This is a genomic window from Chryseobacterium sp. GQ58 (genome assembly GCF_059758895.1).
Window position 1 is genome coordinate 787,172 of the sequence record NZ_JCAXEH010000002.1, and the last position, 19,873, is coordinate 807,044.

19 protein-coding genes are annotated in these 19,873 nt (G+C 35.8%); 7 read left to right on the forward strand and 12 right to left on the reverse strand.

Annotated features, from left to right (window positions below):
- From egtB to AC6CHK_RS07905, 10 genes are all read right to left on the reverse strand, one after another.
- Positions 1-1,170, reverse strand: coding sequence for an ergothioneine biosynthesis protein EgtB (gene egtB, locus AC6CHK_RS07860; protein WP_498095084.1), 1,170 nt, complete (start codon positions 1,168-1,170; stop codon positions 1-3).
- Positions 1,171-1,185: 15 nt separating this feature from the next.
- Positions 1,186-2,172, reverse strand: coding sequence for an L-histidine N(alpha)-methyltransferase (locus AC6CHK_RS07865; RefSeq protein ID WP_498095085.1), 987 nt, complete (start codon positions 2,170-2,172; stop codon positions 1,186-1,188).
- Positions 2,173-2,318: 146 nt separating this feature from the next.
- Positions 2,319-3,125, reverse strand: coding sequence for a DUF4249 domain-containing protein (locus tag AC6CHK_RS07870; protein WP_498095086.1), 807 nt, complete (start codon positions 3,123-3,125; stop codon positions 2,319-2,321).
- Between the two features lie 3 nt (positions 3,126-3,128).
- Positions 3,129-5,456 carry a TonB-dependent receptor gene (locus tag AC6CHK_RS07875; protein WP_498095087.1) on the reverse strand — a complete coding sequence of 776 codons (2,328 nt, stop codon included), beginning with the start codon at positions 5,454-5,456 and terminating at the stop codon, positions 3,129-3,131.
- 196 nt (positions 5,457-5,652) lie between these two features.
- Entirely contained in the window at positions 5,653-6,018 is a 366-nt protein-coding gene (locus AC6CHK_RS07880) for a response regulator (RefSeq protein ID WP_498095088.1), read from the reverse strand.
- Positions 6,019-6,030: 12 nt separating this feature from the next.
- Positions 6,031-6,609 carry a chemotaxis protein CheB gene (locus AC6CHK_RS07885; protein WP_498095089.1) on the reverse strand — a complete coding sequence of 193 codons (579 nt, stop codon included), beginning with the start codon at positions 6,607-6,609 and terminating at the stop codon, positions 6,031-6,033.
- 10 nt (positions 6,610-6,619) lie between these two features.
- Positions 6,620-7,450 carry a CheR family methyltransferase gene (locus AC6CHK_RS07890; protein ID WP_498095090.1) on the reverse strand — a complete coding sequence of 277 codons (831 nt, stop codon included), beginning with the start codon at positions 7,448-7,450 and terminating at the stop codon, positions 6,620-6,622.
- Positions 7,451-7,816, reverse strand: coding sequence for a response regulator (locus tag AC6CHK_RS07895; protein ID WP_498095091.1), 366 nt, complete (start codon positions 7,814-7,816; stop codon positions 7,451-7,453).
- Positions 7,817-7,830: 14 nt separating this feature from the next.
- Positions 7,831-11,442 carry a response regulator gene (locus AC6CHK_RS07900; RefSeq protein WP_498095092.1) on the reverse strand — a complete coding sequence of 1,204 codons (3,612 nt, stop codon included), beginning with the start codon at positions 11,440-11,442 and terminating at the stop codon, positions 7,831-7,833.
- Positions 11,443-11,448: 6 nt separating this feature from the next.
- Positions 11,449-12,918 (reverse strand): hybrid sensor histidine kinase/response regulator, encoded by a 1,470-nt coding sequence (locus tag AC6CHK_RS07905; protein WP_498095093.1) that lies wholly within the window; start codon positions 12,916-12,918, stop codon positions 11,449-11,451.
- Between the two features lie 244 nt (positions 12,919-13,162).
- On the opposite strand from AC6CHK_RS07905, the gene AC6CHK_RS07910 reads away from it, so the two are divergent.
- From AC6CHK_RS07910 to AC6CHK_RS07930, 5 genes are all read left to right on the forward strand, one after another.
- Positions 13,163-13,621: a PA2169 family four-helix-bundle protein gene (locus tag AC6CHK_RS07910; protein ID WP_498095094.1), complete on the forward strand. Its 459-nt coding sequence runs from the start codon at positions 13,163-13,165 to the stop codon at positions 13,619-13,621.
- Between the two features lie 145 nt (positions 13,622-13,766).
- Positions 13,767-14,672 carry a universal stress protein gene (locus AC6CHK_RS07915; protein ID WP_498095095.1) on the forward strand — a complete coding sequence of 302 codons (906 nt, stop codon included), beginning with the start codon at positions 13,767-13,769 and terminating at the stop codon, positions 14,670-14,672.
- A gap of 10 nt (positions 14,673-14,682) precedes the next feature.
- Entirely contained in the window at positions 14,683-15,129 is a 447-nt protein-coding gene (locus AC6CHK_RS07920; RefSeq protein WP_498095096.1) for a GNAT family N-acetyltransferase, read from the forward strand.
- Position 15,130: 1 nt separating this feature from the next.
- A complete protein-coding gene (locus AC6CHK_RS07925; protein WP_498095097.1) occupies positions 15,131-16,246 on the forward strand; it encodes an alanine racemase in 1,116 nt (371 codons plus the stop codon).
- An 87-nt stretch (positions 16,247-16,333) separates the two neighbouring features.
- Complete coding sequence (locus tag AC6CHK_RS07930; RefSeq protein WP_498095098.1) at positions 16,334-17,212, forward strand: helix-turn-helix domain-containing protein; 879 nt, start codon at positions 16,334-16,336, stop codon at positions 17,210-17,212.
- A 61-nt stretch (positions 17,213-17,273) separates the two neighbouring features.
- Here AC6CHK_RS07930 and AC6CHK_RS07935 read toward each other — a convergent pair whose 3' ends face one another.
- Complete coding sequence (locus tag AC6CHK_RS07935) at positions 17,274-18,281, reverse strand: SDR family oxidoreductase (protein WP_498095099.1); 1,008 nt, start codon at positions 18,279-18,281, stop codon at positions 17,274-17,276.
- Between the two features lie 225 nt (positions 18,282-18,506).
- On the opposite strand from AC6CHK_RS07935, the gene AC6CHK_RS07940 reads away from it, so the two are divergent.
- Together AC6CHK_RS07940 and AC6CHK_RS07945 are read left to right on the forward strand one after the other, a co-directional pair.
- Complete coding sequence (locus tag AC6CHK_RS07940; RefSeq protein WP_498095100.1) at positions 18,507-18,731, forward strand: hypothetical protein; 225 nt, start codon at positions 18,507-18,509, stop codon at positions 18,729-18,731.
- A gap of 38 nt (positions 18,732-18,769) precedes the next feature.
- Positions 18,770-18,997 (forward strand): glutathione synthase, encoded by a 228-nt coding sequence (locus tag AC6CHK_RS07945; RefSeq protein ID WP_498095101.1) that lies wholly within the window; start codon positions 18,770-18,772, stop codon positions 18,995-18,997.
- A gap of 18 nt (positions 18,998-19,015) precedes the next feature.
- Here the strand turns inward: AC6CHK_RS07945 and AC6CHK_RS07950 are convergent, their stop codons facing one another.
- Positions 19,016-19,858, reverse strand: coding sequence for a cyanophycinase (locus tag AC6CHK_RS07950; RefSeq protein ID WP_498095102.1), 843 nt, complete (start codon positions 19,856-19,858; stop codon positions 19,016-19,018).
- Positions 19,859-19,873 lie beyond the last annotated feature (15 nt).

The following is a 19,873-nucleotide window of genomic DNA, read 5'->3' on the forward strand; positions in this document are numbered from 1 at the left end:
TTATCTTGCTAATCGAATTCCTGTAAATTGCCATTTGAGATTGGCCTGAAAAAAATTGCGGTATGTATTTCTGCTGTGACCTTGAGGAGTTGCTTCCGAAGCACCTCGCAAAACCATCTGATTTATCATAAATTTCCCGTTATATTCGCCAACTGCTCCGGCTTCTTTTTTGTAACCCGGATAGGGTAAATAAGCGCTTCCCGTCCATTCCCAACGGTTTCCCCAACAGAGTTTTTCAGAGGCGACTTCCCATTCGGCTTCGGTTGGCAAACGCATTCCTTTCCAGGAAGCAAAAGCGGAAGCTTCATAAAAATTAATATGACAAACAGCGTCATTAAGATCTAATTCCTGCAAACCATTTAAGGTGTAATTCATCCATTTTCCATCAATAAAATGCCAATATAAAGGAGATTTTGCTTCGTTTTGTTTTACCCAATCCCAACCGTCGGCGTGCCAGTGCCTGAAATTTGTGTAACTTTCATCTTCCATGAATTCTAAATATTCTGCATTCGTCACAAGCCGATCAGCTATTTCGAAATCCTGCAAAAATACTTTGTGTCTTCCCAGCTCATTGTCAAAACAGAAATCATTTCCTTTAAAACCAATTTCATAAGCACCTTCGGAAAACTTTATCATTTCATTATTTGAAGGTTTTTCTTTTAATAAAGGCTTTTCTTTTTTATAAGCAGGAAACAAAGGATTGTGTCCTAAAATATATTTTATGTCTGTCAATAATAATTCCTGATGCTGCTGCTCGTGATTTAAGCCCAATTCCAATATAGGTTTTATTGTTTCGGTCATAAATTCACTTTGCAGAAAAGCCTGCATGTGCTCATCAACATATTTTCTGTATCGAAAAACATCAGAAACAGACGGCCGGCTCAGATTTCCGCGGTCTGTACGGATCACTCTTGCGCCAATAGTTTCGTAATAACTGTTGAAAACAAAATTATATTGAGGATCAAAAACTTTATAATCAGGAAAATTTTCAAGCAAAATAAAAGTTTCGAAAAACCATGTCGTGTGGCCCAAATGCCATTTTGGAGGACTTACATCCACGATGGGCTGCACCACAAAATCTTCAATTTCGAGCGGCGCACAAATGTTTACGGAACGATTGCGAATATTGGTATATCTTTTTATTAAATCAATTTTTGGATTTGGTGTCATCTTTTTAAGTTTTTATTATTTCTTCCAGACAGAATCTACAAACCAGTTTTTTGAATCTTTTATTTCGCCTGCGATGTTAAAACCGGATTGCTGTGAAAGATTTTTTATGTCTTTTTCCGAAAATTTTTGCGAAACTTCCATATCGATCAGTTCATTTTCGGAAAAATATATTGCTGTATTATCAATTTTTACTTCCTGATCTTCAAGGCTGACGAGATAGCTTCTGCAAGCTCCGTTTACAGGATCGTACGTCTGAAAATGTTGAAATTTTTCAAGATCAAAATCCGCTTCCAGTTCACGATTGATCCGTGTAAGCAAATTAATGTTGAATGCTGCTGTAATCCCGTTTTTATCGTTGTATGCATTCAGAATTGTGTGCGGATTCTTTTTTAAGTCAAAACCTATCAAAACAATATCCTGAGAATTTAGTTTTTTATTGAGTTCCGAACAAAAATCAGCGGCTTCATCCAATTCCATATTGCCGATATTTCCTCCTAAAAATAAAACAACTTTTTTTCTGGATGATAAAGATGATGCTTTATCGAGCATTTCAAAATATTCGCCTTCAAGAGCAATGACGTTCAGTTCAGGTATATTATTTTTCAGTTTCTGATCTAAAACAGAAAGGATATTGCCCGAAATATCAATCGGCATATAAGTAAAATCAATTTTTTTTTCAGTCAAATATTTAAGCAAAAAAGAAGATTTCATTGCGTCGCCTGCGCCAAGCTCAATAAGATCAAAAGGCTCATTTTCTGAAGCAATAAGACTGACAATATCGGCTGTTTTGTTTTTGAAAATATCAAGCTCACAATTGGTGAGATAATATTCCGGCATCGACATGATTTTCTGAAAAAGATGGTCACCCGCTTTGTCGTAAAAATATTTTGATGATAACTTTTTAGGATTGCTTTTTAAACCATTAAGAATATCTTTTTTAAAAATATCAGTTTGATGTTCAGTATTTATTTTAGAAGATTCTGTGTTGAACTTTTGATTCATATTAAATTTGGTTTTGGTTTTTTATTATACAACTATCTTGCCGACCCCAAAATTATATCTGAATTTCACTTACATCATATTCTTCTCAATAAACGACTTTTATTTTTTCTTAAATTAAATTTAAATCAATGATAATCAATTATGTATTATTGAATCACAATATTCCTTTTAGTCGATGTATGCGCCGAAAAATATCCTAAAGCACCATTGCTGATATTGCTTGGCGGATTCGACGGTGTGACGCTGCCGCCGGGACCACCTCCCGAAATCTGCAATAAAGACGAATAATAAGTAAACACATTGGTATCAATACATTGCAACTCAACATAAATGGTGTCGCCAATTACAACTTTCTGATCATCAGGATCTTCATCATCGTTGGGAAGCACTAAAGGTCTTTGGTTCACCATTCCGTTATTGACATTATCAGAAAATATTTCGAATGTTTTTTTAGAGCTGTTATTGATTGAATATTTCAAAAGATAACGGTTTCCTAATGCCGAAGGATCTGTAAAAATCGGCAAAAGCGTATAGGTAATTTCGCCTCCTATCATAAAAGAATCCTGCTGCAGATCATCCAGTGATACAGGCAAAGGCATGGTGCTTTTAGCTGTATATTCTTTTCCTTCTGCGGTCACTTTCATCGTGTAGGTTTTGCCGGGTTGAGTTACAAAACTTGTCGTTTCGTATCTTCCCGCTCCGATATATTGCAAAGTTTCCGTCTGCCCTGAATTATCACTTAAAATTACAATTGCATCTTCTATCAAAGGATATTCATTGTTTTGGGTAAAGGCAACTGATTTTGTAATTTTCACATAATATGGACCTGGCTGATCCGATATATTTCCTTCAATGACAATATTTCCGCTTTTATCTTCCAGATCAAGGTCAATCTCTTTCTCACAAGCTGTAAGCAGGAATAATGACATCAATATATAAAGTAAGTTTTTCATTTTTTAAAATTTAAAATTATAAGTTACATTAGGAACAAATCGGAACAGTGAAATCTGCATTGCACGCGTAGTTCCGGGCTTGTCGGGATTATCTTCAAAATTGATGGCATACGCGTTTTCTCTTCCGTATACATTATAAAGCCCAAAAGACCATGAACTCTGAAAACGTTTTGACTTTTTTGCTTCGTATGTTGCGCTCAGATCCATTCTGTGATAAGCAGGCATGCGATCTGCATTACGATTGCTGTACTGAAAAACGGTTTGGTCATTCAGTTCATATTTTCCTGTCGGGAAGGTAACGGCATTTCCGGTGCTGTAAACAAAAAGTCCTGAAAAAGACCATTTTGGGTTTAGCTCATAAGTTGCAACCACAGAAAGATCGTGGGTTTTGTCAACTCTTGCGTTGTACCATTCATTATCATTGATTCCGTTTATTTTTCTTTCAGTTTTTGAAAGCGTGTAAGAAACCCAGCCGGTGAGTTTTCCGCTTTTCTTTTTTGCAATAAGCTCCAAACCGTAAGCGCGGCCTTTACCAAACAGCAATTCGCTTTCCACATCAGCACCGGTGTCGAATGTGATTTCTGCGCCGTTTTTAAAATCGATCTGGTTTTTCATTGCTTTATAATAAACTTCAGCATTCAATTCATAATTATTGTTATTAAAATTTCTGCTGTATCCTGCGCTTATCTGATCTGCTATTTCGGGTTTTACGGTGTAGCTGCTTCCAATCCACTGATCGGTAGGATTTCCGCTGCTGCTGTTGCTTAATAAATGTAAATTCTGTGTATTTCTGGAATAACCGCCTTTTACGCTGCTTGCGTCATTAATGCGATAATTGGCCGTGATTCTCGGTTCAAGATTTACATAAGTTTTTCCAAATTTTCCTTTTTCTAAAACTTTAGTATCTGTAATGATTCCGTTTTCATAAATATTAAAAGTATCACCTCCTAAAACACTAAAAGATGACAATCTCAAACCATAATTGATCGTCAGTTTTTCATTAGCCTTAAAATCATCATTTACATACAAAGCATTTTCCCAGGAATATCTTGAATTTCGCGGAAAGCTGCTTACACTCGTCCCCGAAGCGCTGCTTGGAGTAATCGTATGATAAATAGACTGAAGCCCAAAACGTACAGAATGCTTATTGGCCGCAAACCATGTAAAATCCTGCTTGAGATTCCAGTCTCTGATTTGTGAATCCAGACCAAATGTATTGTCATTACTTTCGAGGCTTACTTTGTAATCGTAATTGCTGTATATAAAAGATGTATTTGAAAATAATTTGCTGTTGATAATGCTGTTCCAGCGAATAGTTGCGGTCGTATTTCCCCAATCGGTCCCGAAAGTATTGCCAAGCCCTAAAACATCCCTTCCAAAATATCCCGAAAGATATAAACGGTTGTTGTCATTAATTTGGTAATTCGCTTTTAAATTAAGATCATAAAAATATAATTTGCTGTCTTTATAATCATCCGTTGCCTTAAGAAATAAATCTGCATACGTTCTCCTTCCGGAAACAATAAAAGAAGATCTTTCTTTCTGAATCGGGCCTTCAACGCTCAGTCTGCTGCTTATCAAGCCTATTCCGCCGTTGAAGTTGTAATCTTTGTTGTTTCCGTCTTTCATTTTCACATCCAAAACAGAAGAAAGTCTGCCGCCGTATTGCGCGGGACTGTTTCCTTTTATAATGCTTGCATCTTTTAACGCATCACTGTTAAAAGTACTGAAAAAACCCAATAAATGAGACGCATTGTAAACCGGAGCTTCATCAAGAAGAATAAGATTCTGATCTGTTGCACCGCCTCTTACGCTGAAACCACTGCTTCCTTCACCGCTACTTTTGATTCCGGGAAGAAGCTGTATTGTTTTCATGACGTCTTTTTCTCCGAATAAAACCGGCAGCTTATTAATATTTTTAATGCTTAAAGTTTCAGTTCCCATCTGAGCCGAAGACAGATTATTGTCTTTTTTGACACCCGAAATGATCACTTCATCAATTTTGCCGACTCTTTCTGTTTCCTGCGCAAGAAGGAGATCAAGCTTTATATTTTTGTCCAGCTGTATGGTTTGCGTGAATGAATCGTGACCCGGATAAACTGTAATTAAAGTATAAGTGCCTTGCGGTAACGAAAGCGAATAAAATCCGTATTCATTGGAAGAAATGCTTACAGACGGGATTTCTTCGACCTTTACATTTACCCCGATGAGTGTTTCTCCGTTGATGTCTTTTACTGTTCCGCTGATGGAGTAATTTTCCTGCGCATTGGCATAAAAACTAAAAGTGAACAGGCTGATAATAATAAATAATCTACAATATAATGCTTGCATTGCGTGGGTTTATCAAATTTTTTGAAAATAAAAAGGTAAATTTAAGATTATATAAAGCCAACCGTACAGAAAAATGATAAAATTAATGAAACTTTATTCTACGAACTTATTGTAAAACAAATATCACTTCAAAAAGGATGCGATAAATCTAGATTTACCGCATCTTTCAACAAGTTTTAAAGAGTTTCTGTAAAAATTAATCTTTAAGATACTTTGCTACTTTTTCTTCCAGATCTTCCAGATTGAAAGGTTTTGCAATATAGTCATCGGCTTGCGCACTTTCAGCTAAAGCAGCAATATCGTTGTTTGCGGTGACATAAATTACAGGAATTGTTTTGTAATTTTCATGGCTTTTCAGAAGCTTTGTTGCTTCCACTCCTCCAATATTCGGAATCCAATTATCCATCAGAATGACATCTGGCTGAAATTGAGAAACCTTTTCTATGATATCGTGCGACGTCTCTGAAATTTCAACTTTATAGCCGTTTTCTTCAAAAATAATGGTTATTACTTCTAAAATAACAGTATCATCATCAAAAATCAAAATTTTCTTCTTGCTCATATTTTTGTAGGTTTATAAAGATAAATGGTTAATATGTTTTGCCAAATCATGCGGCGTAATGATGAGATCATGCTCTACTTTTTCCAGCGCATGTCTCGGCATATAATCTACTTCGGCTGTTTTGGGATCCTGAATCCAGACTTTTCCTTTGTTTTTTTTAATATATTCCAATCCTTCCACTCCGTCTGCGTTTGCGCCTGATAAAAGAATGCCGACGAGGTTTTCGCCATACATTTCCGCAGCAGATTTAAAGGTTACGTCTATCGAGGGACGGGAATAATTTATTCTTTCCGAACTGTCCAGAGAAACCACTTTAGTGTTTTCAAATAGTGAATGATAATCTGCCGGCGCTATATAAATTTTATTTTTAAAAATTTCTGTTTTGTCTTCAAGCTCGATGACATCAACCGATGAAAACTGTTGCAACAAAGCAGGTAAAATGCTTACAGAATGCGATTTGCGATGAACAACCAACAAAATAGGAAAACCGAGATCTTTATTCAGGTTTTTAATCATTTCTAAAATTACCTGAAGGCTTCCCGCAGATCCTCCGATTACAACTAATTCAGTTTTGTTTTTCACGGTTTCCATACTTTCTGAATTAATGATGATCTACTTTTTTCCAGATTCTTTGATCGTCAATCTGATTATAAAAATTCCCTAAGTTTGAAAAACGTAAAGTTTCTTTTGAACCCAACGCCAAATAACCTAGATTTTCCAGACTCGCATCAAAAAGCTGAAATACTCTTTCCTGCAACGCTTTATCAAAATAAATAAGCACATTGCGACAGATAATCAGCTGAAAACTGTTAAAAGAACTGTCCGAAACCAAATTGTGCGTTGATAAAATAAGTTTTTCCTGCAAGCTTTTATCAAATTTCACACTGTCATAATTGGCGGTATAATAGCCTGAAAAATCTTCTTTTCCTCCGGAAAGCATATAATTTTCCGAATAAAGCTTCATCTGCTGCAAAGGAAAAACGCCTGCACGTGCCTTTTCCAAAACTGAAGGATTGAGATCAGTACCATAAATCAGAGATTTATGATAAAGATTGGCTTCTTTTAATAATATCGCGATTGAATATGCTTCCTCGCCTGTCGAGCAACCGGCCACCCAAATCCTGATTAACGGATAAGTTCCCAATTGAGGCAATATTTTTTCACGCAATGTTTTGAAGAAAAGAGGATCACGAAACATTTCGGTGACATTTACGGTGATTTCTTCTATGAAACGCTTCAGATATTCCGGGTCATTCATAATAGTATACCGCAATTCTGCAAAGCTGGTAAATTTGTCGATGAGGCAAATGCGGTTTATCCTGCGCTTAAAGGAAGCCCTGCTGTACAGGGAAAAATCGTATCCGTACAGCTGATGAACATCTTTTATCAAATATTCAACTTCTTCATCTTTTACAATACTTGGTTCCAGCATTTAGAATAATTTTTCTACGGCAGTTATTAATTGATCTACATCGATAGGCTTGGTGATATAATTGTCTGCACCTGCATCAAGGCATTTTTGGCGGTCGTCTGACATCGCCTGCGCAGTAACAGCAATAATGGGCACCTGCTTAATAGATTCTTTGTTGCGGATAATTTTAATAGCTTCATAACCATCCATTTCCGGCATCATCATATCCATCAATACAACAGAAATATCCTGATCTTCTTCTAAAATGCTGATCGCTTCCTGTCCCATTGTACAGCTTACGACTTGATAGCCTTTGGCTTTCAGTGTAAGCCGAAGTGCAAATATATTACGCGGATCATCATCCACAATCAAGATTTTCTTATTCATTAGGATTTAGTTTTTTAGCTTTCATATAACCAAACGCGTAATAAAGATAACAGCTGATCGACATCCACCGGTTTAGAAATATAATCCGAAGCTCCGGCGGTGATGCATTTTTGTCGGTCGCCAAGCATCGATTTTGCGGTAACAGCAATAATCGGCAATCGGCTGAATTTCGGCATTTTCCTGATTTCCTGAATGGTTTCGTAGCCATCCATTTCAGGCATCATCATATCCATTAAAACAACGTCAATATCGGGGTTTTCACTGATCTGCTGCAACGCCTGCTTTCCATCCATCGCCAGAATGACTTCCACTTTATATTTTTCTAAAACTTTGGTTAATGAAAATATGTTGCGGACATCGTCATCGGTAATCAGTATTTTTTTACCGCTTAAAACATCAGTAAGCGATCCTAAACTTTTATTTCTTGTAATTTCTGATGAGGTATTTTTTTCTTCCACCAAATGTAAAAATAAGCCAACTTCGTCCAATATTCTCTGGTAAGAATGTGCTGTTTTCACAACAATAGAATCTGCATATTGCTTTATTCTGAGTTCTTCAGATCTTGATAAACTATGCTCTGTAAATATAATAATCGGCAGATCTTCTAAACCTTCATAACTTTTGATAGATTCAATAATTGCATATTCATTGCCTCGCGACGGGCCAATATCCAAAATCACGCAATCTACCTGATCTTCAGTTAAAGCCTTTACACTGTCTTCCACATTGTCTTCCACAGAAAGCGAAATATTGTAGTTGCTCAAAAAGTAAGACAAAGCCCGCGCATGCTTGGCATTTTCTTCTACAATCAAAACTTTTTGTGGTGATTTTCTGATCGCCTCCTCAATTTTCCTGAATACATCATTCATATGATCCAAAGCCACAGGTTTATTAATAAAATCAATAGCTCCTTTCATAAGGCTTTCCTGCTTTACATGCAAAACAGACATCATGTGTACAGGAATATGTTTGGTTTTTGCATTAGATTTCAGATCATCCATTACCTGCCATCCGTCTTTTACGGGCAACTGTACATCCAGTAAAATCGCTGCCGGACGGTATTGGATTGCTGCAGAAAGTGCATAATCTCCTCTTACGACAACAACGCCTTTATAATTTTGAATTCGGGCATATTTCAGCAACGCTTTGGCAAAATTGGTATCGTCTTCAATGATTAAAATTACTTTATCGCCTTCCGTTATCGTATCGCGGTCATCATCAACATCTTCGGGAATTTTCAGGGTAACTGCTGATACAGAACTTTCGGATTCTTGATAATTGATGATGTTTTTAACCTGATCTACATCTTCCTTAATATCTTCCAGCAAATTGTGTTCAGGTTGCTGATATTTTTCTTTTGATTTTTCGTTGACAGGAATTGCTAAGCTAAATTCGCTGCCTTCGTTTACTTTTGATTTTAATGATAATTCGCCACCCAATAATTTGGCAATTTCACGGCTGATTGATAATCCTAAACCGGTTCCTCCAAATTTTCTCTGTGTAGATCCGTCGGCCTGCTGAAAAGCTTCAAAAATGATTTTCTGTTTGTCTTCCGGAATTCCGATTCCTGTATCTTTTACGCTAAAAATGATGAAATCTTTATTTTTAGGATCTTTCTTTATGTTTAATTTAATACTTCCTTCCACAGTAAATTTTAAAGCGTTTGAAAGCAGATTTCGCAATATCTGATCCAATCTTAAACGGTCGGTTTCAATAATCTTTTCTACATTTTCTTCAATTTCGATATCAAACGTGATCCCTTTTTCCTGTACCAACGGATTGAGAAGGCTTCGCAAATCTTTTACCACATCATTAATGGCTACATTATGATATTCCAGATTCATTTTACCGGATTCTATTTTGGCAAGATCGAGTATTTCGTCAATCAGCGTCAATAGGCTGCTTCCGGAACTTTGGATAACTTTTGCAGATTCTATTTGATCTTCACTAAGGTTTTCTTCGGGATTTTCAGCCATTAAACGTGAAAGCAAAAGAATAGAATTTAAAGGTGTGCGCAATTCATGCGACATATTCGCCAGAAACTCAGATTTATATTGCGTGCTTAAAGCTAATTCTTCTACCTTTTTCTGAATTTCAATATTCCGTTCGGCAATCAACTGGCTTTTTTCTTCCAACAATTTTGAGCGTTCCTCGAGTTCGGCATTGATCTGCATCAATTCCTCCTGCTGCACTTTCAATTCTTCTTCAGATGCCTGCAATTTCTGTGTTTGGGCTTCCAATTCTGTATTCAGGTTTTCCAATTCAGAATGCTGTACCTGAAGCTCTTCTGACTGAGCTTGAGTTTCTTCTAATAATTTCTGCTCTTTTTCGCGGCCTCTTGCTGCATTTAAAGCAATGCCGATATTTCTGCAACATTCAACATAATATTCTATTTTATCCTGATCGAAATTGGATGTTGAGTTTAATTCCAACATTCCGATAGCGTGTCTGTCGAGCATAATTGGAATTAATAAAATTCCATTAATTTTCACTTTGCTGCTGGCAAAAGAAACAACAAAATCATTTTCATTTAAATCATTATATACTTTAGTCTTTTTCTGAATAAAAGCCTGTCCCACCATTCCTTCGCCCGGATCAAAAGCCTGCTTCATGTTACCTTCTAGGCCAAAAGCACTTTGCAGCTTCAGTTTTCCGTCATCAATCAGATAAATGGCGCCGTTGATGCAGTTTCCGTAATCAATAAGATGATTAAGAGAATCTGTGGTAACATCTTTTACCGACTTATTTCCTACCAAAGATTCATTGAGCAAAGCCAAACCTTTCTGACGCCAGTCGCTTTTATTGATTTTGTCGAATGATTTTTTCAAAGACTCGGTCATGTAATTTAAAGAGCCAACCAAATCGCCCAAATCATCCTGAGAATTGTCGACTGCCTTCTGGCTGTAATCGCCGTTGGCAACTCTATTCGCAATTGCACGAATTGCGCTTACCCTTTTCGAGATTTCTAAATCTTTAGCTACCAGTTCTTTTTCCAGTTTATCTCTGCGAATCAGATCGTTGCGTAATTTAAAATAGAGAAAAGAGGTAACCGCTAATGCCGCTAAAGATGAAAATATGATGAATAATACGGTTGTATTTGATGAGTTTGTAAGGTCTTTATTTTTTTTATCGAGCTGACTTTCTTCATATTTCACAAAATCCTGAACAATCTGGCGACATTTATCCATATAATTTTTACTCAGAAGCATCTGTTCCTGAGTCATTTGTATACCTTTGTGCTTATTGTCTACAAAGTGTTTTAAGATATTGATATTGGCATCAACATTTCGTTCCAGATTTACTATGCGCTGAGTCTGCACTTCATCAGAAGCTTCCAAAGCTTTTAAACGGTCAATTGTTTTTGACAATTCGGAGAGGCTTGCATTATAAGGTTCCAAAAAGCTTTCTTTACCTGTAAGTTGGTATCCGCGATTGCCTGTTTCCGCATCCAAAAGAGCAATTGCAACGTCTTTTACCGCTGTGATTGCACGACGTGTTTTAGATAAACTTTCGCGGTTTTCCATTTGTTTCTGAATGCTCCAATATGATGCTACGGAACTGGAAATTAAAATCAGCATAGAAAATGCGATTCCGAATTGTAGATTTCTTATGATTTTTTTAGGCATAAAAAATTAATTTAAAGGTAATGTGAAATAAAATGTAGAGCCATCATCTATTTTACTCGATAAACCGATGGTTCCGTGGTGCTGTTTGATGATTTCGGAACAAATATAAAGCCCGATTCCCATGCCCTGAAACTGTAATGAGGATTCTTCTACACGATAAAACTTTCGAAATACAGATTCCTGCTTAATATCGGGAATGCCGATTCCAAAGTCGGTAACGCTTACTTTTACCTCTTCTTCATCAATAAAAGTCGTTACAATAATGTGATTGTTTTTGGGAGAATATTTAATGGCATTCGTCAGAAAATTAATTAAGACCTGCTCTATCCTGATTTCATCAAAAGGAATCAGAATATCCGGTTTGGGACCGTGCCTTTCTATTTTTACGATATTATTTTCATGAGTCTGCAATATGGTTTCTACAGCATTGTGAATTACCTTTTCCAGATTTGCAGGCTTTTTATTGATTTTCAACTTGCCGTTTTCTATTTTGGAAACATCAAGAAGGTCTGTGATCAGCGTGTTTAGTTTTTCAATTTGGTCCAAAGCTTTGGTCACAAAACTTACTTCGGTAGGTTTATCTTCTTGCTTTAATTTGCGTTCAAGCAATTGAATATATGCTTTAATGCTCGTAAGCGGTGTTTTGAGTTCGTGGCTGGCAATGCTCAGAAATTCATCTTTTTCTTTTTCTACTTTTTTCTGATCGTCAATATCTGTAAATGTCCCAACCCAGTTCTTAACGGAATTTCCTTCATTCACGGGTGACATTCTTAATAAATGATATCTGTAATCTCCTGTTTCAAGATTTTTTATCCGTGCTTCCAGCTCGAGAGCTTTGCCTTTTTTTCTGCACCTTTCAAATTCTTCCAAAATATTGATATCGTCAGGATGCGTTTCTGGAAATTCTTTTTCAGACGCAGCATATTCATACCATCTTCCGTTTACAAAATCTACAATACCTTCTCCGTTGAGTGTAAAGGCAATTTGTGGTAAAGCTTCCAGCATCAGATGAAAATGGTCAATCTGAGATTTCATCGTTACCTGCGATTCTCTTCGTCCTTTTACTTCCAATTCAAGGCTTTGCTGCGTTTTTTTCATCGCCAGGCTCTGCTCTTGCAAATTGTAGAATGTTTTGACTTTAAGTAAAAGAATTTCCGGCTCGATTGGTTTTGTAACATAATCCATACCGCCGGAAGCATATCCGCGCGTGATGAACTTTTTTTCTATATTGACTGCGGATAAAAATATAATAGGAATTTCTTTGGTTTTGCTGTATCCTGCAAAGGTTTCGGCCACTTCAAATCCGTCCATATCAGGCATCTGAACATCTAAAATAATCAATGCATAATCATTTTTTAATGCTTTTTTCAATGCTTCTTCTCCGGAATTTGCCGTGTCGACCTGAAAATCTTTAGATTCTAATAATTTTTTTAAAGAATATATATTGCTTTGGTTATCATCAACAATTAAGATCATACAATGTAAAAATAATCAATTATTAAATTCATGCTTCTTCCTGTATTCAAAAATACTTACAAAATTCCGAAAAATCGGTGTTTTTATTACAGATTCTAAAAAAATAAAGTGCTAAAGATATTAAAAATATCCTGTAATCTGTAAGCAAATTATTAAAGAAAAAAGAGAGCCGTAAAAGCTTATTTTAAACATTTCTTAAGGCATAATTCTTGTACAATTTGATAAAACCATTAAAATATTAATTATGAATAATCAAGAAACGACATCGGTATTGAATGATCTTCTGCATATTACCAACGACAGGATTGAAGGCTTCGAAAGAGTTGAAGGAAAAGTCTGGGAAATGTATTCGGACCTGAAAGGAGAATATGAGCAAATGATCTCGCAGACAAAGATTATGAAAAATGAGCTGATCAACCTCATTACCGAAAGAGGCGGAAAAGCAAACGATTTACCTTCCACAGCCGGAGCCCTGCACAGAGCCTGGATCGACATCAAAAATACTTTTCCCGGAAACAGAGAAAATGCGACTTTGGAAAATGTGGTGTTTGGTGAGGAAACAGCAATAAATACTTATCAGGAAGCTATTGACAGCGGCCATCTTGATGATGGAAGCCTTGAAGTAGTTTCTGAGCATCTGCATAACATAAAAGATTCTTACAATAAATTTAAGAACATTGCAGAATATAGAAAACGATCATAATGTAATCGGTTTGGAAAAATTTACTTCTATAATATATAGAATTTATCAGTAAAAAATACCACTTTTCAGCTCTTTTTTAACACTCATTTGGTTTTATCTCCAATAACTTTGCAAGGAAATATTTGATGAAACCAAAGTAATGAAGATGAACACCGAAATTAGAAATATATTAGTCCCGACAGATTTTTCAGAAAAATCGAATAATGCAGTAGAAATGGCCGTACAAATGGCTTTGCGTCATCAGGCAAGAATTATCCTTTTTCATATTGTGAATAATTATTACATACTTGACCGAAGCGGAAAACAGGTCATCGGCTCTGAAACAATCAAAGAAAATGCAGAAAGAGCTGAAAGTAAACTTAGTTTAATTAAGGAATATATTCAGCAAAAACACAGCTCGCTGGAAATTGAAATAAGAATAAAAAATGAAAATCTTGTAGACAGCATCAATGATTTTGCCGTTACAGAAGATATAGATCTTGTGGTAATGGGAACATCGGGTAAGCAAAAACTCAAGCAGCTCATTTTGGGATCTTCTTCTTATAATGTGCTTTCATACGTGAATTGTTCTATTCTTTTGGTTCCCGGAAGTTTTAAAAAATACCATTTCAAAAAAATTCTGTTTCCGGTAAGAGTGACCAAACATCTTGACGATAAACTCGAGTTGTCAATTACTTTAGCCAAAAAGAATAAAAGCATCATCAGCCTTCTTGGAATAAGTGACGAAGACGATCTTTTGGATCTTAAAAATGCTTATCTCGATTTACAGAAAAAATTATACATCAAATCGGCAAACTATACTTCTGAGTTTTTACTTACACAGGATAAAGCTGTTCAGATCTCAAAATTTTCAAAAAGAATAAAAGCAGATATTATCATTCTGAATTATCAGGATGAAGAAAGCTGGAAATCTATTTTCTCTGAAAACTTTCTGAAAAAAATTATTAATAAAACCGAAATTCCGCTGTTTTTTTTAAAACCTAAAATAACCAGAAAAATAACACCTGATTATCTAAACAGCTACGATATTACTCTTCCCTGCCCGGGATAAAAAATAAAAAATGATTACAATACAAACTTATACAGAACAAAATAAAGCTGATGAAAATCAGAAGCAAAAAATCTCAGGATTTCTTTTTCAGCATTTGGAGCAATACGGAGATCCTGAAACGGACATCAAAAGCGCCATTAATTATGCAATGGGAAATGATGACAAACCCGGCGGAATCGTATTAACCGCTACTGACGAAAGCAACAATACGCTTGTGGGCGCCGTAATTATCAACAAAACAGGAATGAGCGGCTATATTCCCGAAAATATTCTCGTGTATATTGCCACAGACAAAAACCTTCGCGGGAAAGGAATTGGTAAAAACTTAATGCAAAAAGCCATTGAAACTTCACAAGGCGACATTGCGCTGCATTGTGAAGCAGACAATCCTGCCAAACATTTGTACGAAAAGCTAGGTTTTGCCAGCAAATATCTCGAAATGCGATTAAAAAAATAAAATGTCATACATTACTTTAAATTCTGATAAACTTTTTCATAACTTTTGTTTTCTAGATCAGCTTTTCACCAAAAATAAAATCGATTGGGCAATTGTAGGAAAACTGCTTTGCGGTAACGAAAAATTCTTAAAAGTTTTATTAGAAATATCAAACAAGGAAGTTTGCGACTCACGTTTAAGCAATTTAAAAACCATTAAAAAGCTTTCACCAAAAACGCAAACAGTTTATATAAAACCTCCGGCAAAAAGACTTGTGAAAAGCATTGTAGAATTTGCCGATATAAGTTTTAATACAGAACTCAACACCATAAAAGCACTTTCCGAAGAAGCCGTAAAACAAAAAAAGACTCATAAAATTGTAATAATGGTGGAAATGGGCGAATTACGGGAAGGAATTATGGCTAAAAACCTGACTCGTTTTTACGGAAATGTTTTTAAATTGCCCAATATTGAAGTAGTTGGTATCGGAACCAATCTGAATTGTCTCAACGGTATACTTCCCGATGAAAAAAAACTCTTCAAGCTCAACCGATACAAAGAAATTGTGGAAGAAAAATTCGGAAAAAAAATACCTTATATTTCTGCAGGCTCTTCCGTAACGATTCCGTTGCTTTTTAAAGATCAGATTCCTGCAGGAATCAATCATTTCAGGGTTGGTGAAACCTTATTTTTCGGAACTGATGTTTATAAAGATTCCACAATCAGCGGAATGTATCAGGATGTTTTCAAACTCACGGTCGAGATTATAGAAATTATCGAAAAACCAATGATTCCTGCCGGAAATGTGGGAACCAATCTTACCGGCGACAGCCCTCAACATAACTCTGATGATCTTGGAAAAACCTCTGTAAGAGCCATTGTAGATATTGGTTTGCTTGATATTGACACTAAAAACATCGCACCATTACTTCCCGGTTTGAAAATTATTGGAGCCAGTTCGGATATGATGATTTTAGATTTAGGTGTGAATAATGCCAAGTTTAAAGTAGGTGATACTTTGGATTTCAACATGAATTATATGGCGGTTTTGCGTGCCATGAATTCCGATTATGTAGATAAAAAAGTAGATACAACCCTCTGTAAAAAAGAATTGAAAATTCTACAGTTTAAGAACTAAAAAAATTAAAATAATATATTAAACAATAAAATACTGCATTATAATGTGGTATTTTTTATCTTTATATCTGAAAGTAAATAAAACCATATGCAGAATCAGGATATTCAAATCCTTACTTTAAATAAACTTAATAGCCATCCGAATTTGCGTGCCGAATTTGCAATTCTTACAATGGATGATTTTTTAGGAAAAGTCAATAAAAACGGAAATTTTAAGAACAAATTTTATGCGGTTTTTCTTTTTAATGATGCTAAAGGTTTTTTAAAAATTGATAATTTTGAATATGATCTGATTCCTCAGAAATTCTTTTTTCTGAATTACAATCAGGTTTATAGTTTTCAGGAAACTGAATATTGCAAAGGACACGTTTTATTGTTTACAAAATCGTTCTATAATTATATTTACACCGGCAACAAAAGAATAAAAAGCGACACGGCTTTAGCAGAAATCGCTCCTTATATTATTCTGAAAAATGAAAGCAGAAAAGACCAATGGCAAAGCTTTGAAGAGCTTAAAAAAGAATATCTTTCAAACAAAAACCTATTCAAGGAAATTATTTGTCTCTTGCTGAAAGTATTTGTCCTGAAATACATCCGCCATTCTCACAAAACAACTCAGATCAATACCCAATCGGATCGTAAAAAAACATTAATTGATGATTTTAGCAATTTGGTGAACATACATTTTAAAGAACTGAAAACCACTTCACCTTACGCCCAAAAACTTAATATTACTCCAAACTACCTGAATGCTATTATTAAGGAAAATCTGGATATTTCTGCCGGAAAATTCATTAAAAACCGCGTAATATTGGAAGCCGAAAGACTGCTTTTACATACTTCGCTGTCTGTCACGGAAATCGCATACGAACTTGGTTTCAGTGACAAATCTCACTTTGGTAAATATTTTAAATCAGAAAAAGAATATTCTCCCAACCAATACAGAATAATGAAAACTGGGCAATAAAAAACAACAGGCAACCTTAATTGGCTGCCTATTGTTTTAAAATTATAGCTAAAAAAAAGTTTTAAGGTTGTCCGCTTCCGCCAGCTGCTCCATAAATCTGGCCGTTGGCAAAACTTGCATCATCTGCCGCCAGCTGAACGAAAATCGAAGCTAATTCCGCAGGCTGTCCGGCTCTTCCCAAAGGCGTGTCGGCCCCAAATTTCTCTACATTTTCCTGAGTTTGTCCACCACTGATCTGCAGAGGTGTCCAAACAGGTCCCGGAGCTACACCGTTCACCCGAATTCCCTTCGGTCCCAATTGTTTAGCCAATGATTTTACATAATTTGTCGTAGCAGCTTTTGTTTGGGCATAATCGTAAAGATCAGCAGACGGATCGTAAGCCTGCACCGAAGATGTTCCAATGATACAAGAGCCTGGCTTCAAATGTGGTAAAGCTGCTTTTGTGACCCAAAACGGAGCATAAATATTGGTTTTCATGGTTCTGTCAAATTCTTCCGTGCTGATGTCAAGAATAGATTCGTGAGCTTTCTGATGTCCGGCATTATTGACCAGAATATCTAAACCACCAAGCTGATTTACAGCTTCATCAACAAGTTTTTTACAAAAAGATTCATTCCTTAAATCGCCCGGAATTGCAACAGCTTTACGACCGGCTTTTTGAATTAATCCTATCACTTCTTTCGCATCAGATTCCTCTTCAGGAAGATAATTGATCGCAACATCTGCGCCTTCCCTTGCGTATGCAATTGCAGCAGCTCTTCCAATTCCGGAGTCACCGCCGGTAACAAGTGCTTTTCTTCCCGATAATCTTCCCGAGCCTTTGTAGCTTTCTTCACCGTGATCCGGCACGGGAGTCATCTTGCCGGCCAATCCGGGAAAAGGTTGGAATTGTCTTTTAAAAGGTGGCTTAGGATATTTTGTTCTTGGATCTGTAATTCTTAAGGAGCCAGTACTGTTTTCTGAACTTTTTGGACGGGATTGAGCAATAACTCCCGGAGCTACGGCAGCTACCGCAAGTGTCGCCGCAATTTTACTGATAGCATTTCTTCTGGTCATTTGATCTTCCATTTTGATTTAGATTTGGTTTAACATATATTATTTTGTGTATTGTGTATCCATAACAAGAATTATCAAATTAAACAGCAATCAATATTCCATTACTTTATTTTTTATGATTATACGCACATTGGATTTAGCACTAAAATATGAAATGGCTAATTTTTAACAATAAATATTTATACTGATAAATTTGGCATAATTGTTATATCAATATTCATAAATTAATATTACAATATGAAATACGAGGAAGCAGTACAGCATAAAAAGGAAGCTTTAGAGAGTGCGGACGAATCAGTATTAAAATTATATCACATCATTATTGCGCCGGCAAACACTGATGAAAGCAGCAAATATATCGAAGCTTTTCTGGAAAATCCGGAATCTTTTGATGATGAAAGCTGTAAGAAATATTCAACTGATAATGATTTTCAGGTTGTAAGCTTTGGAAAAGGATCTTAAAATAATTTTATTAATAATTTATTATAAATCAAAATATTATGTCACACAGAAATTTTAAAAAAGAAGATTTTATAGAAGTTGACGGAGAATATCGCGTAGAATATAAGTTAGGCGATGTCGGATTGGGAGCAAATATGATCGTCGAAAGAATAAATGAAGATGGAGAATATGAAGTAATACTGGCTGAAATTAAAAGATTTAAAGACAGCCTGTATGTTAGTTGGAGTGAACCTTTTGATGGCAGAATTATTTTTGAGAAATGTTAAATTTTGCTCAAACTTTGCTTATTTTTCAACTCCTGTCATTTTACCATTATCAAGGTTTATGCAGCAACCATCGGTTAAAATGTGAACTTTAAGGTTTTCTGCGTACACGGGAAATCCTTTTTCAACAAAATCAACATTGGTTTGTTTTATTTCTTTTCCGTCGATTACTAAAACCATTCCGGAGCCTTTGCAGGTTGCATTATTTCCTTCTTCAATCAGCAAAGCAGTGTCTTCACCCAACCCGATTCCCCAACATTGCTGATTCAGCATAACGGCATGAGCCAGCCTGCCAAATCTTCCTCTGTGCACAAAATGTGTATCAACTATACAATTGCCGATAAAGCCCAATCCTGGGTCTAAACAGATATCATTTTCTACAATTGCCTCGCCGTTTTCAGCTTCAGAAATCATCATTTCGGGAATACACATTGCGCCTGCACTGGTTCCTGCAATGATAAAATCATTTTCAGAATTATACTTTTCTTTCAGAAGCTTATTTATAGCTTTTCCTTTCAATGCACTGCAAATTTTATCCTGATCGCCACCGGTAAAAAAAACGGTTTTTGCATTTTCTATTCGCTTAAGACATTCTGATTCATCAGAATTTGAATCATCCTTAATATCAAGAAAACCAAAATTGCGGTATCCTATTTCGGTGAATGTTTCTGTATACGTTTTGCGCATATCTTCAGGATCGGAGGTTGCTGTTGTGATTATTTCAATTCTGTCGTCCTTTGACTGAGCCAGATTTTTAAGGATTTCGTGAGGCGAATAATCACGGTTTGTCTCTTTCATTTCAACATCAGTATCACTTCTGTCTTCTTTACCTCCGATTATCAATATTTTCCCTTTTGGAGCCATAAAATTCATTTTTTA

Bases quoted from the DNA above. Each gene is read 5' to 3' on its own strand.
- AC6CHK_RS07930 (WP_498095098.1), top strand. From the start codon at position 16,334: ATGCAGAATCAGGATATTCAAATCCTTACTTTAAATAAACTTAATAGC.
- AC6CHK_RS07935 (WP_498095099.1), bottom strand. From the start codon at position 18,281: ATGGAAGATCAAATGACCAGAAGAAATGCTATCAGTAAAATTGCGGCG.
- AC6CHK_RS07875 (WP_498095087.1), bottom strand. From the start codon at position 5,456: ATGCAAGCATTATATTGTAGATTATTTATTATTATCAGCCTGTTCACT.
- AC6CHK_RS07880 (WP_498095088.1), bottom strand. From the start codon at position 6,018: ATGAGCAAGAAGAAAATTTTGATTTTTGATGATGATACTGTTATTTTA.
- AC6CHK_RS07870 (WP_498095086.1), bottom strand. From the start codon at position 3,125: ATGAAAAACTTACTTTATATATTGATGTCATTATTCCTGCTTACAGCT.
- AC6CHK_RS07910 (WP_498095094.1), top strand. From the start codon at position 13,163: ATGAATAATCAAGAAACGACATCGGTATTGAATGATCTTCTGCATATT.
- AC6CHK_RS07900 (WP_498095092.1), bottom strand. From the start codon at position 11,442: ATGCCTAAAAAAATCATAAGAAATCTACAATTCGGAATCGCATTTTCT.
- AC6CHK_RS07915 (WP_498095095.1), top strand. From the start codon at position 13,767: ATGAACACCGAAATTAGAAATATATTAGTCCCGACAGATTTTTCAGAA.
- AC6CHK_RS07905 (WP_498095093.1), bottom strand. From the start codon at position 12,918: ATGATCTTAATTGTTGATGATAACCAAAGCAATATATATTCTTTAAAA.
- AC6CHK_RS07920 (WP_498095096.1), top strand. From the start codon at position 14,683: ATGATTACAATACAAACTTATACAGAACAAAATAAAGCTGATGAAAAT.
- AC6CHK_RS07925 (WP_498095097.1), top strand. From the start codon at position 15,131: ATGTCATACATTACTTTAAATTCTGATAAACTTTTTCATAACTTTTGT.
- AC6CHK_RS07865 (WP_498095085.1), bottom strand. From the start codon at position 2,172: ATGAATCAAAAGTTCAACACAGAATCTTCTAAAATAAATACTGAACAT.
- AC6CHK_RS07940 (WP_498095100.1), top strand. From the start codon at position 18,507: ATGAAATACGAGGAAGCAGTACAGCATAAAAAGGAAGCTTTAGAGAGT.
- AC6CHK_RS07945 (WP_498095101.1), top strand. From the start codon at position 18,770: ATGTCACACAGAAATTTTAAAAAAGAAGATTTTATAGAAGTTGACGGA.
- AC6CHK_RS07895 (WP_498095091.1), bottom strand. From the start codon at position 7,816: ATGAATAAGAAAATCTTGATTGTGGATGATGATCCGCGTAATATATTT.
- AC6CHK_RS07885 (WP_498095089.1), bottom strand. From the start codon at position 6,609: ATGGAAACCGTGAAAAACAAAACTGAATTAGTTGTAATCGGAGGATCT.
- AC6CHK_RS07890 (WP_498095090.1), bottom strand. From the start codon at position 7,450: ATGCTGGAACCAAGTATTGTAAAAGATGAAGAAGTTGAATATTTGATA.
- egtB (WP_498095084.1), bottom strand. From the start codon at position 1,170: ATGACACCAAATCCAAAAATTGATTTAATAAAAAGATATACCAATATT.
- AC6CHK_RS07950 (WP_498095102.1), bottom strand. From the start codon at position 19,858: ATGGCTCCAAAAGGGAAAATATTGATAATCGGAGGTAAAGAAGACAGA.